We start from the raw sequence: 11,827 nt of genomic DNA on the forward strand, positions 1-11,827 counted from the left end.
GTGCCGTGGCGCGCCGCGCCGCCACAGGCGACCCGCCGTTCGTTCGAAGGCACCGAACTGAAGACACGTATCGTCTTCATCATGGAGCTTGCACGTCGGCTGCATCAGTACGGTACGTCCGCGCCGCGTCTGGAAATGGCCATTACCGGCGTATCGCAGCGATTTGGATTGCAGGCTGATGTCTGGTCCAGCCCCACGGCTATCATCGTTTCGTTCGCCGAGCTCTCACAGGGCGATGAAGCGCTCGCCCAGGTGACGCAGGTCATGCGGCTGTCCCCTGGTGACGTGAACCTGGCGCGTTTGTGCGAAGCCGACACCATTGCCGATCGCGTCACCGAGGGTGACCTGGACATGCGCGAAGGTTTTCGCCTGTTGCGCGCACTGGGTAAGCCCGAGACATTGGCGTCACAGGCGGCGGTGGTCGCTACCTATGGCCTGGCAGCTGCCAGCGTGGTGGCACTGTTGCTGCATTGTGCTTGGACCGATCTGGTAGCCGCCGGGGTAATCGGTCTGATCATCGGCGTGATCATGGTGTCTTCGGCCACGCGGCCGCGCCTGGCTGTTGCCAGCGAAGCGATCAGCGCGCTAGTGGCCTCGGTGGTGGCCATTTCCGTCAGCGCGTTCATCGTGCCATTGGCCCTCAAGTCGGTGATCCTGGCCGGGCTGATCGTGCTGGTGCCGGGCATGGCATTGACCACGGCAGTACGCGAAATTTCCAGCCAGCATCTGGTTGCGGGCATGGCGCGCATGGGGGGGGCGATTTCCACCTTGCTCAAGCTCACGTTCGGTACCGTGGCGGGCACGCAGTTGTGTCTTGCCGTGGGCATCCACGCGCGCGACTTGGCGCAGACACCTTTACCGCCCTGGGCCGAAACCGTCGCACTCATCGTCGGTGCCTTCGCCTGGGCCATTGCCTTTCGCGCGGCACGGCGTGACTGGCTCACCGTGATGGTGGCTGTGATCGTCGGTTATATCGCCACGCGTTGGGGCGGCCAGATTGCCGGCTCGCTTCCCAAGGCGCCTTTTGGCGTTTTCCTTGGAGGTTTCCTGCTCAGCGCCCTGGCCAATGCCTACGCGCGCTTCCTGCATCGGCCCGGTGCGGTGGTGCGAGAGCCGGGAATCATCCTGCTTGTTCCCGGCAGCGTGGGGTTTCGCAGCGTGTCTTATTTGCTGGAACGCGATACAGAGCTAGGCATGGATACCGGCCTGCTCCTGGTCACCTTGCTGGTTTCGCTGGTGGCTGGACTGCTGTTTGGTGATCTATTGGTGGCGCCACGTCGTTCGCTTTGAATGGTCAAGCACAGACGTCATTGTCAGCATTTACCCACATAAATATCTGGCATTCCTGATTTTTCCAAAGCCTGATGCGGGGTTACATGGGAGTCAGTTCGATGCAATGAGGTGGGGCATGGACGAGCAAAAAAAGAGTAAAGAATGTATCTCGCTTTCACGCCGTCGTGCGCTGGTTGCAGGTACGTGCGGTGTGGGCGGAATGCTGGTCTCGGCAGCTGCCTTGGCAAGCGCTACGGCAATATCCACCCCTGGCGAAATCATGGGGCCTTATTATCCGAGGATAAAGCCGCTTGATAGGGATGCCGATCTTACATACGTGCGTGGGCGCACGCGTATTGCCAAAGGACAGATATTCGAACTGAGCGGTACGGTGCGTACCCTGAGCGGAGACCCAGTGCCCCGGGCGAAAATCGAATGGTGGCAGGCCAATGCTGATGGTCGCTATGACCACCCCAGCGATCCCAACAAGTCGGCTCCTCTGGACCCAAACTTCCAGGGTTATGCCATGCAGATGACGGACGCTTGGGGGCGCTATCGCTTTCGCAGCATTATCCCAGGGCCTTACCCCGTCAATGAACATTGGACTCGTGCGCCACATATTCACCTGGATGTGGCAGGCAGGGTGGATCGCCTGGTCACGCAACTCTATTTTGAGGGGCAGCCGCTTAACGATGTGGATCAGCTGCTGCAAGCCTTGAGCGCTGAAGAGCGCAAGATGGTCATGATTGATCTCACGCGCGATGGTGACGTGCTTTATGGCAACCTTGATCTCCTGCTGACATCAGGCTAAAAAAACGCCGGCGAAAGCCGGCGTTTTTTTACCAAAGCGTTTTGATCGCGTCAGATGAGCAGGCTCTTTTCAGACTTGCCGGCCTTGAGTGCTTCATTGAACCAGCGCGGACGCTTGCCGCGCCCGGACCATGTCTGCTCCGGGTTGGCTGGGTTCTTGTACTTGGGAGCTACCACGCCACCGGAGCGACGTTTGCCAGCGGCGGCGGTCTTGCCGCCGAAGATGTCGTCGAAGGTGTAGCCTTCGGCCTTGATCATGGCGTGAATCTTTTCGCGCAGCTTGCCGACCTTTTCCTTGCGCAATTCGTTCTGACGAACCTGCGCTTTGCTGATCAGTTCATTCAACTGGCTATGGTTGAGAGTTTTGAGATCGATGGCCATAAGTAATGACTCCCGGATGTGAGTGTTTCGGGGTTTTTGATTTTTGAGTTGAAAAACAATTGGCGTCCCAATTGCCTCCTGATTTTCTATGAAGCGTAACCCGCTTGTAAAGTCAATATTGCATCCAAGGACCGGGCGGGATAGCGGAATTGCCGGTGCATGCCGGGTCCGTCAGAGGCGAACGGGATATTCTTTTTTGATTAATCAGAAACAAAAAGGCCGCGCAAGCGGCCTTTTTGTTTCGCCCGGATGGAAATCTCATTCGAGGCCCGCAGGCCCCAGGTGTCTGGCTGTATCGGTACCCTGCCACATAGGGCGCCTGCATAACACAAGGATCAGGCAACTCCCAGCAGTGCCAACAGGTCCGCCTGGGTCACGGGGCGTGCCTCGCTTTCACTGCGGGCCCGATATTCCAGGGTGCCGGCGGCCATGCCGCGCTCACTGATGACCACGCGATGAGGAATGCCGATGAGTTCCATATCTGCGAACATGGCGCCGGGGCGCAGGCCCCGATCATCGAGCACGCATTCCACGCCCAGTGCGTTCAACTGCTGGTAAAGCGACTCGGCAGCCTTTGCGATATCCGGATTGTTCTTCGGGTTGATCACGCACACCGCAACACGCCATGGCGCCATCGGTTCGGGCCAGATCATGCCGGCGTCGTCATGCCGTTGCTCGATAGCCGCGGCTACGATCCGGCTCACACCGATACCGTAGCAGCCCATGTACATGACCTGCGGCTTGCCCTCGTGATCGAGCACCGTGGCACCGAGCGCCTCGGCGTATTTCTGGCCGAGTTGGAAGACATGGCCCACTTCGATACCACGTGCGATCTGCAGCGTGCCCTGGCCGTCCGGCGAGGGATCGCCGGCTACGACTTGGCGCAGGTCTTCCACACGGGAAAGGCGCGCATCGCGATCCCAGTTGGCGCCGCTGTAATGCTTGTCATTGGCATTGCCGCCGCAGAAGAAGTCGGCCATGACCGCTGCGCTGCGATCGACGATGACGGGGATCGATTCCGGCAGCCCGACCGGACCGATGAAGCCTGGTTGTGTACCTGTGGCGGCGAGGATTTCCTCTTCGCTGGCCAAGGACAATTCCTCGGGTAGTTCCGGTAGCTTGGCGGCCTTGACGTCGTTGATCTCATGATCGCCGCGCAGGCACAACGCGACCAGGCCTTCCTTGCCACGCACCAGGATGGTCTTGATTGCCCGATCGGGTGACACGCCGAAGTGTTTGCAGACGTCTTCGATGCTGCGCACGCGAGGCGTATCGACCAGCGCCAGGCTGGCGCTGGCCGGTGGCCGTGGTTGGGCAGGAGCCAGCGCTTCGGCTTTTTCGGTGTTGGCGGCGTATTCGGATTGGTCAGAGAAGGCGATCGCATCCTCGCCCGAATCGGCCAGCACCTGGAATTCGTGGCTGGCGTTGCCGCCGATGGCGCCGGTGTCGGCCTGCACGGCGCGGAACTTCAGGCCCAGGCGGGTGAAGATGCGCGAATAAGCCTCATACATTACCTCGTAGGTTGCCGCCAGCGAGGGAGCATCCAGATGGAAGGAATAAGCGTCTTTCATCAGGAATTCGCGCGCACGCATCACTCCGAAGCGCGGTCGGATCTCGTCGCGGAACTTGGTCTGGATCTGGTAGAAATTGACCGGAAGCTGCCGGTAGCTCTTCAGCTCATTGCGCGCGAAGTCGGTAATGACCTCCTCGTGCGTGGGGCCGTAGCAGAACTCTTGTTCCTTGCGGTCCTTGATCTTGAGCAACTGGCCGCCGAATTTCTGCCAGCGGCCGGTCTCTTCCCACAGTTCCCGAGGCTGTACGGATGGCATCAGCATTTCGATGGCGCCGGCGCGGTTCATTTCCTCGCGGATCACAGCCTCCACCTTACGCAGCACGCGCAGACCCAACGGGCTCCAGGTATAGAGCCCCGAGGCCAGCTTGCGAATCATGCCCGCTCGCAGCATCAGGCGATGACTGGCGATTTCGGCGTCGGCAGGGACTTCCTTGACGGTGGCCAGGTGGAATTGGCTAAGGCGCATTCGAGCGGGTCCGATCGGTAAAGAAATCGATTATAGCGGGCCCTTGCATGGGGGGCAGGGGCAAGTCGTGCGACGGCAGGCGCCTGCCACAGGCCAGACTCCCCATTGCCGCCATCCTGGAGTGATCGCCCCGCCGCGCCCGCCCCGGCAGCTTACTTGCCGCTGCAATACTGCTTGTACTGCGCCTGGGCAGTGGCGAGTTGGGCCTTGCGCTGGCCGTCATCGACGGCCTTGGACTGGCCATCCTGCTGCATGACAAGCGGGCCACTACCCTTGAGCAGATCCAGGTTGGACTGGAGCGTGGTGCAGAACTTACTGCGATTGGCTGGCGTATCGGCCATCGGCTGGCTATTGGCCGACGCAGGGCCCGGCGCGGATGTCGCCGGGGGCGGCGCAGAAGCTGCCGCCGTGCCGGCTGGCGCTTCGGCACTGCCGGCCAGTGTCATCCGTTGATACTTGGTGCCCGAGGGTGGCGGATTTTCCGAGTAATGCACCGTCCCGGTGCTGTCGGTCCATTTATAGGCCTGGGCGAACAGCGAGGGTGCAACCAACAGCAGCGCGGCGGCCAGCAGCGTACGGCGCATGGAAGTCTCCGGGGCGGGATCGATGCGATAAGTTAACACTCCCGGGCGCGCCGGACTCAAGCCGGCGTGGAACCAGACCCTCCCAGGCTCTAAACTTCGGGTATTCCGTCACGGATTGATTCATGAGCGATAGCACACCCGTTCGCACGCCAAGGCACCGGGGTATCTACCTCCTGCCGAACCTGTTCACCACCGGCGCCATGTTCGCCGGGTTCTACGCCATCGTGACCAGTATTGGCGGTAACTACAGCGATGCGGCGATCGCCGTATTCATCGCGGCCCTGCTCGATGGCATGGATGGGCGAGTGGCGCGCGCCACCGGCACACAGAGTGAATTCGGCGTGCAGTACGACTCGCTCTCCGATCTGATCAGTTTCGGGCTGGCTCCGTCGCTGGTGATGTACACCTGGTCGCTGTCCTCCCTGAAGGACTACGGCCAGACCTGGGGCAGGGTCGGCTGGGCTGCGGCATTCATCTATGCTGCTTGCGCGGCGCTTCGCCTGGCGCGTTTCAATACGCAGGTGAAGGTCATCGACAAGCGTTATTTCCAGGGCCTGGCCAGTCCCGCAGCCGCCGCGGTCTGCATGTCTTTCGTCTGGAGCATGGACCGCTTCGATATCGCTGGCGCGAACGTATCGTCGGTGACGTTACTCGTGGCGGTCATCGCCGGTCTGCTGATGGTCAGCCGTTTCCGGTACTTCAGCTTCAAGTCGTTGCCGACTGGCGAGGGTGGGCGAGTACCCTTCCTATGGGTGACCGCTGGCGTACTGCTGCTGATTCCGTTCTTTATCGATCCGCCGCGTGTCCTGCTGGTGGTGTTTTCGCTGTATGCCTTGTCGGGGCCGGTGTTGACTTTGTGGGGCGTGGCGACACGCCGTCGCCGTCGGAGTGCACCGTAATGCATGTGGCCGATGCCCATCGCGCTCGATTGCTGCGTGCGCTGGGCGTGACCCCCTGGGTGCGTCGTGAAGAACCGGCGGCCCATCGGGTCTCGATGTCGATCGATGCCGTGGGGGCGCAGGTCGCCGTGACGGGCGACAGCGTCGTTGTCTTGCCGGCCGGGTGTCCAGTCCCCTTGCTCGACCTGCTCGGGCGTGCCTTCAGCGCCTATGGCCCGTCCCTGGCACGTGCGGCACGCGTGGAAGTGGGGCCTGACGGCCAGTTGGGGCAGGTTCCCGAGGCGCGCGCCTACTTGGTCTTTGGCCAAGCCCAGGCGCATGCCCTGGGGCGCGTGCTACCTGCAACGGTGTTGAATCGCGCGCACATTGTCCTGGCCGATGAACCGCAAGCCATTCGTGGCAGTGGTGATGGCAAGCGCCGATTGTGGAATGCGTTGCGCAGCTTGCGCAGGGCGCTGGCCTCCGGGGCCTGACCATGGTGGCCGTTGCCCGCCCGCAAGGACAAGTTCGTGCCATGCGGCGCGAAGATCTCGATGCCGTGGCAGCATTGGAAAGTGCATCCTACGAATTTCCCTGGTCGCCCGCCATCTTCGGCGATTGCCTCAAGGCAGGACACCCGTCATGGGTGTTGTGCGTGGACGAGGAAGTGGCTGGTTACGGCATCCTGTCGGTTGGCGCTGGCGAAGCGCATGTATTGAACGTATGCATCGGCGAAAAGCATCGCGGCCTTGGTCTGGGACGCTACCTGATGCGCCGGCTGCTCGATGTGGCGCGTTGGCATGGTGCCGAGCGCGTGTTTCTCGAGGTGCGCCCCTCCAATCCGGTGGCGCGGGCCCTGTATCGGTCGATGGGTTTTGTACAGATCGGCCAACGGCCGAAGTACTACCCGGCACGCAATGGCCGCGAGGATGCGATCGTGATGGCGTTGGAGTGGAGTGGCGAAGAGCTTAAGAGCCAGGAGTGAGTGGCTAAGAGCGAGGGGTGAGTTGGGAGAAGTAAGGAGTGAGAGAGAAGCAAAGCGGCCATGCGGTTTTGTTCCTCTGACTCCTCACTCCTCTTCACTCACTTCTGGCTCTATCAGCTGAGCTTGCGCGCCTGTTCGCGCAAGGCTTCCAACTGTACGTTCCAGTCCGTGATGCGCTGGCGCTCCTGTTCGACCACCGCAGCCGGGGCATTGGCCACGAAGTTGGCATTGCCCAGCTTGCCCTCGCACTTCTTGATCTCGCCCGCTATGCGGGCGATCTCCTTGGCCAGGCGAGCCTGCTCGGCCCCCACGTCGATCAGGCCAGCCAACGGAATCAGCGCGCGCATCGAACCGACGACGGCTGCCGCGGCAGCGGGTTCCTCGCTACCGGCTTCGATCCATTGCGGGGCATCCACGCGGGCGAGGAAGCTGATCTGTGCAGCGAATTTCGCCACGCGTGCGCGATCACTCGCGTCGCCATCGGCAAGCAGCAGGGGAATCGTCTTGCCTGGTGCAATGTTCATTTCCGCACGGATGCGACGAATGCCGCTCAGCACGTTCTTGAACCATTCGATCTCGGCGGTTGCCGCGTCATCGGCGTCGATGTCGGCCGCATTCGGCCAGGGACGTTGCAGCAGTGATGGCTCGCGCAAGGCCAGACGCGGTGCCACGCCTTCCCATATCTCCTCGGTGATGAAGGGGATGATCGGATGCAGCGCACGCAGCACGGTCTCCAGCACTACGACCAGCGTATGACGCGTCGACGCGGCAGCGGCCGCATCGTGACCGTTGAGCGCGGGCTTGGCCAATTCCAGGAACCAGTCGCAGTATTCGTTCCACACGAACTCGTACAACGCTTGTGCCAGCAAATCGAAGCGATACGTGATGAAGTGCTGCTCTACCTCGGCAAGTGCTTGCTTCAGGCGCGTGAGGATCCAGCGCTCGGCTTCGGTGACCGGTCGAGCTGCGGGTGCCGAGTCGCGGGACACGCCCTCACCATCATTCATCAACACAAAGCGCGCCGCATTCCACAACTTGTTGCAGAAGGCCTTGTAGCCTTCGGCACGCTTGATGTCGAAATTGATCGTGCGGCTGTAGCTGGCCAGTGCGGCGAAGGTGAAACGTAGCGCGTCCGTACCGATCGCAGGGATGCCGGCCGGGTAGTCTTTGCGAATGCGCTTCTCCACCTTTTCGCGCACCTGCGGGATCAGCAGCGACCGGGTGGATTTATCCACCAGCGGTTCCAGTTCGATGCCGTCGATCAAGTCCAGTGGATCGAGCGTGTTGCCCTTGGACTTGGACATCTTCTGGCCTTCGGCATCGCGCACGATGGCGTTGATGTACACCTCGCGGAACGGTACCTGGCCGGTGAAGTACTTGGTCGCCATTACCATGCGTGCGACCCAGAAGAAAATGATGTCGAAGCCGGTGACCAGTACGGAGCTGGGCAGGAACAGCTTGTCATTTTCCCAGTTGGCGACCACTTCGCCGCGTTCGTTCTTCACCGGGCCGTTGGACGGCCAGCCGAGCGTGGAAAACGGCCATAGCGCGGAACTGAACCAGGTGTCGAGTACATCCTCGTCTTGGCGTAGCGCACCCACTGGCTGCACGCTGGCGTGCGCTCGCGCGTCGGCTTCGTCCTCGCCCACGAAGATGTTCCCAGCCTCGTCATACCACGCTGGGATGCGATGGCCCCACCACAGCTGACGGCTGATGCACCAGTCCTGGATGTTGTCCAGCCACTGCGTATACGTGGTTGTCCAGTTTTCCGGCACGAACTTGATATCGCCCGAACGCACCACGTCCAACGCCGGCTCGGTGATGGCCTTGCGACCGCCAGGGCGACCGTCGGCCAGGGTGTCGGAGGTCAGGTCCACGAACCATTGATCGGTGAGCATCGGCTCGATTACCGCGTCCGAACGCTGGCTCACCGGTACCTGTAACTTGTGCGGCTTGGTCTCTACCAGCAGGCCGGAGGCTTCCAGGTCGGCCAGCATCTGCTTGCGAGCGTCGTAGCGGTCCAGGCCGCGATACTTTTCCGGCGCGTTGTCGTTGACCTTGGCGTCGAGGGTAAAGATCTCGATGGGCGCAAGCTTATGCCGCTGGCCGATGGCATAGTCGTTGAAATCATGTGCCGGCGTGATCTTCACGCAGCCGGTACCGAATTCGCGTTCGACATAGTCGTCGGCGATCACGGGGATCTCGCGGCCCGACAGCGGCAGGTGCAGCATCTTGCCGATCAGGTGCTGGTAGCGTTCGTCGTCCGGATGCACCGCGACGGCGACATCGCCGAGCATGGTTTCCGGACGTGTGGTGGCCACCACCACGCTGTCGCTGCCATCGGCGGTGAGGTAGCGAATCGACCATAGATGGCCGTCGCGCTCGACGTTGTTGACTTCAAGGTCCGAGACGGCCGTCTGCAGGGCCGGGTCCCAGTTGACCAGGCGATTGCCACGATAGATCAGGCCTGCGCGGTACCACTCCACGAACACCTTGCGCACCGCATCGGACAGGCCTTCGTCCATGGTGAAGCGTTCGCGCGACCAGTCGGCGGCCACGCCCAGCCGGCGCATCTGGTTGGTGATGGTGGAGCCCGATTCCTCCTTCCACTGCCATACGCGCTCGACGAACGCTTCGCGCCCCAGGTCGTGGCGTGACTTGTTCTCGACGGCAAGCTGGTTCTCAACGATCTTCTGCGTGGCGATGCCGGCATGGTCGGTACCGACCTGCCACAGTGTGTTGAAGCCACGCATGCGGTGATAGCGGATCAGCATGTCCATCACGGTCTGCTGGAAGGCATGACCCATGTGCAGCGTGCCGGTCACATTGGGCGGCGGCAGCAGGATGCAGTAAGGAGCACCCTGGCCGGACGGCTTGAAATCGCCACTGGCCTCCCAGCGGCGGTACCACTTGGACTCGATCTGGCCGGGTTCGAAACTTTTTTCCATGGGGGGACTCGCAATGGCGCGCCGCGTGGCACGCGCGAAGGGCAGTCAAAACCCCATTGTAAAGCCAGTGGCCGGCCCTGCCAAAAAAGCCGGCGCCGGCCGGGACCTTGCTCAGGTCCTGGCGCCCATCAGTCCCACGCTATAGCCGGCATCGCGCAGGTAGCGCGTCGCCCTGCCGTTAAGAATGAGCAGCAGGAGTAGCCCGATCAATGGCAGGAACAGCAGGATCATCCAGAGCACGCGTAGCACCACACCATGTCCGAGACCGGTGCAGAGCCGCCAGACGCCAATCAGGCCCATGGCCAGCGACGCCAGGCCAATAAGGCCGCCCAGGGCGACCGCGACCGTCGACGAGGCCACGCCGGCTAGCATGTATAGCAACATCGCGTAGATGACCTGTTTTTGCCCGCTGATGATCTGCTCGGTCTGTTGCGTCGACCCCGAACGCTGGCGTGCGTACGCCGACGGAGCGGCGTACGGGTTGTTTGTATCGTTCATTGTATTCCCCCGGAGATAAGGCCACGAATGGCCCGTTCATCTTGCGAGGTAGCGGGGGGCGGGTGCAAGGCGGGCGCGGGTTATCCGGGGGCGTTCTGGCGCCCCCTCAATCCATTTTCCACCCTCACGACGTCTGTGATTGCTGGTCGGCCGGTAGCCCGAAAGCGGGGGGACGGTCGGCAAGGGCCGAGCCGAACGACGTATTGGGCTGGTCGCCCATGACGAAGGCCAGGGTGCCGCCGGCGGCCAGTTCGCTGTGCGTGATCCAGCTACGTGTCCAGGGCTTGCCGTTCCAGGTCACCGACTGGATGTACGGACGCCCCTTGCCGTTGCCCTTGGTCTCCACCACCAGCTTCCTGCCGCCGCCCAGTTGTACCTCGGCACGATCTAGCAATGGGCTGCCGAATACATAGTGTGTGCTGACCGGGTCCACGGCATACAGTCCTAGCGCACTCATCACGTACCAGGCGCTCATCTGGCCACAATCCTCGTTACCGGGCAGGCCATCGGGCGCCGGCAGATACATGGTTTCCAGCAGCATGCGCACACGCGCCTGGGTCTTGTGGTGCGATCCGCTGTACGCATAGAGGTAGGGCACGTGATGCGCAGGCTCGTTGCCGAAGGCGTACTGGCCCACCATGCCGGCGATATCCGGCGGGGCATCGTCGGGCAGCGTGGAATCGGTATTGAACAACTCATCGAGCTTGGCCTCGAACGTCTTCTCATCGCCGAACAGCGTCATATAGGCGTAGAGGTCATGCTGGTTCAGGAACGTGGCCTGCCAGGCATTGGATTCGGTGAAGTCACGCCATTTCTTCGAGTGTCCCATGGCGCGCGGGTTGAACGGCTCCAGCCATTTGCCATCGCTGCCACGTGGTCGCACGAAGTTGCTCGTCTTGTCGAATACGTTGCGATAGTTGCGCGAGCGCTTGCGCAGCAGTTCGGCATCATCGTGCGCACCAGCGGCATCGGCCATGGAGGCCATGACCCAATCGTCGTAGGCGTATTCGAGCGTCTTGCTGACCGCTTCGTTATGCAGGTCGGAGGGAATGTAGCCGCGCTTGCGATATTCGGCGAGGCCGAAATAATCGTCCTCCATGGCACGCTTGCGATAGATCGGCCATGCCTTGGCGTAGTCGATGCCGGTGAAGCCTTTGGCCTGCGCCTCGGCAATGACCACGGCCGAGTGGTAGCCGATCATGCATACCGTTTCGATGCATTGCAGCGGCCACACCGGCGGACCGGCGGGGCTTTCGGCTGCCATGCGCACCAGGCCATCGACCAGGTCGGGCACCCGGTCGGGTTGGAACAGGGTCATGAGAGGGTGTTCGGCACGGTAGGTATCCCACAGCGAATACGTGCTGTAGTTGTGCCTGCCGGCGGGCAGCTGGTGCACCTGCATGTCCATGCCGCGATAGCGACCGTCGACGTC

11 protein-coding genes are annotated in these 11,827 nt (G+C 61.8%); 5 read left to right on the plus strand and 6 right to left on the minus strand.

Features of this window, described 5'->3' with window-relative positions:
* The first annotated feature begins 81 nt into the window (after window positions 1-81).
* Both VF436_RS00610 and VF436_RS00615 read left to right on the plus strand, forming a co-directional pair.
* The gene (locus VF436_RS00610) at window positions 82-1,290 is read left to right on the plus strand and encodes a threonine/serine ThrE exporter family protein (protein ID WP_330902034.1); all 1,209 of its coding nucleotides are present in this window, start codon (window positions 82-84) and stop codon (window positions 1,288-1,290) included.
* A gap of 118 nt (window positions 1,291-1,408) precedes the next feature.
* Window positions 1,409-2,083: a protocatechuate 3,4-dioxygenase gene (locus tag VF436_RS00615; RefSeq protein WP_330902023.1), complete on the plus strand. Its 675-nt coding sequence runs from the start codon at window positions 1,409-1,411 to the stop codon at window positions 2,081-2,083.
* A 50-nt stretch (window positions 2,084-2,133) separates the two neighbouring features.
* On the opposite strand, the gene VF436_RS00620 is transcribed toward VF436_RS00615, so the two are convergent.
* From VF436_RS00620 to VF436_RS00630, 3 genes are all read right to left on the minus strand, one after another.
* Window positions 2,134-2,463, minus strand: coding sequence for an H-NS histone family protein (locus VF436_RS00620; protein WP_330902025.1), 330 nt, complete (start codon window positions 2,461-2,463; stop codon window positions 2,134-2,136).
* Window positions 2,464-2,798: 335 nt separating this feature from the next.
* Window positions 2,799-4,502: a proline--tRNA ligase gene (locus VF436_RS00625; protein ID WP_330902026.1), complete on the minus strand. Its 1,704-nt coding sequence runs from the start codon at window positions 4,500-4,502 to the stop codon at window positions 2,799-2,801.
* A gap of 152 nt (window positions 4,503-4,654) precedes the next feature.
* Window positions 4,655-5,086, minus strand: a complete 432-nt coding sequence (locus tag VF436_RS00630) for a DUF4124 domain-containing protein (RefSeq protein WP_330902027.1) — start codon at window positions 5,084-5,086, stop codon at window positions 4,655-4,657.
* A 122-nt stretch (window positions 5,087-5,208) separates the two neighbouring features.
* Here VF436_RS00630 and VF436_RS00635 point away from each other — a divergent pair, with 122 nt between their 5' ends.
* The 3 genes from VF436_RS00635 to rimI are packed head-to-tail and all read left to right on the plus strand — an operon-like array spanning window position 5,209 to window position 6,949.
* Window positions 5,209-5,985, plus strand: a complete 777-nt coding sequence (locus VF436_RS00635) for a phosphatidylcholine/phosphatidylserine synthase (RefSeq protein WP_330902028.1) — start codon at window positions 5,209-5,211, stop codon at window positions 5,983-5,985.
* Window positions 5,985-6,458 carry a hypothetical protein gene (locus VF436_RS00640; RefSeq protein ID WP_330902029.1) on the plus strand — a complete coding sequence of 158 codons (474 nt, stop codon included), beginning with the start codon at window positions 5,985-5,987 and terminating at the stop codon, window positions 6,456-6,458. The genes VF436_RS00635 and VF436_RS00640 overlap by 1 nt, the downstream gene beginning before the upstream one ends.
* A gap of 2 nt (window positions 6,459-6,460) precedes the next feature.
* A complete protein-coding gene (gene rimI / locus VF436_RS00645) occupies window positions 6,461-6,949 on the plus strand; it encodes a ribosomal protein S18-alanine N-acetyltransferase (protein WP_330902030.1) in 489 nt (162 codons plus the stop codon).
* 113 nt (window positions 6,950-7,062) lie between these two features.
* Here the strand turns inward: rimI and VF436_RS00650 are convergent, their stop codons facing one another.
* The 3 genes from VF436_RS00650 to VF436_RS00660 form a co-directional block, all read right to left on the minus strand.
* Window positions 7,063-9,897 carry a valine--tRNA ligase gene (locus VF436_RS00650; protein ID WP_330902031.1) on the minus strand — a complete coding sequence of 945 codons (2,835 nt, stop codon included), beginning with the start codon at window positions 9,895-9,897 and terminating at the stop codon, window positions 7,063-7,065.
* A 111-nt stretch (window positions 9,898-10,008) separates the two neighbouring features.
* A complete protein-coding gene (locus VF436_RS00655; RefSeq protein ID WP_330902032.1) occupies window positions 10,009-10,395 on the minus strand; it encodes a hypothetical protein in 387 nt (128 codons plus the stop codon).
* Between the two features lie 124 nt (window positions 10,396-10,519).
* A partial coding sequence (locus VF436_RS00660; protein WP_330902033.1) for a glycoside hydrolase family 92 protein occupies window positions 10,520-11,827 on the minus strand: 1,308 nt, incomplete at its 5' end.

The sequence above is a fragment of the Dyella sp. genome (genome assembly GCF_036384435.1).
GTDB lineage: Bacteria > Pseudomonadota > Gammaproteobacteria > Xanthomonadales > Rhodanobacteraceae > GSA-30.

Coding starts and splice junctions, on each gene's coding strand:
- VF436_RS00655 (WP_330902032.1), bottom strand. CDS start 10,395: ATGAACGATACAAACAACCCGTACGCCGCTCCGTCGGCGTACGCACGC.
- VF436_RS00650 (WP_330902031.1), bottom strand. CDS start 9,897: ATGGAAAAAAGTTTCGAACCCGGCCAGATCGAGTCCAAGTGGTACCGC.
- rimI (WP_330902030.1), top strand. CDS start 6,461: ATGGTGGCCGTTGCCCGCCCGCAAGGACAAGTTCGTGCCATGCGGCGC.
- VF436_RS00625 (WP_330902026.1), bottom strand. CDS start 4,502: ATGCGCCTTAGCCAATTCCACCTGGCCACCGTCAAGGAAGTCCCTGCC.
- VF436_RS00620 (WP_330902025.1), bottom strand. CDS start 2,463: ATGGCCATCGATCTCAAAACTCTCAACCATAGCCAGTTGAATGAACTG.
- VF436_RS00640 (WP_330902029.1), top strand. CDS start 5,985: ATGCATGTGGCCGATGCCCATCGCGCTCGATTGCTGCGTGCGCTGGGC.
- VF436_RS00635 (WP_330902028.1), top strand. CDS start 5,209: ATGAGCGATAGCACACCCGTTCGCACGCCAAGGCACCGGGGTATCTAC.
- VF436_RS00610 (WP_330902034.1), top strand. CDS start 82: ATGGAGCTTGCACGTCGGCTGCATCAGTACGGTACGTCCGCGCCGCGT.
- VF436_RS00615 (WP_330902023.1), top strand. CDS start 1,409: ATGGACGAGCAAAAAAAGAGTAAAGAATGTATCTCGCTTTCACGCCGT.
- VF436_RS00630 (WP_330902027.1), bottom strand. CDS start 5,086: ATGCGCCGTACGCTGCTGGCCGCCGCGCTGCTGTTGGTTGCACCCTCG.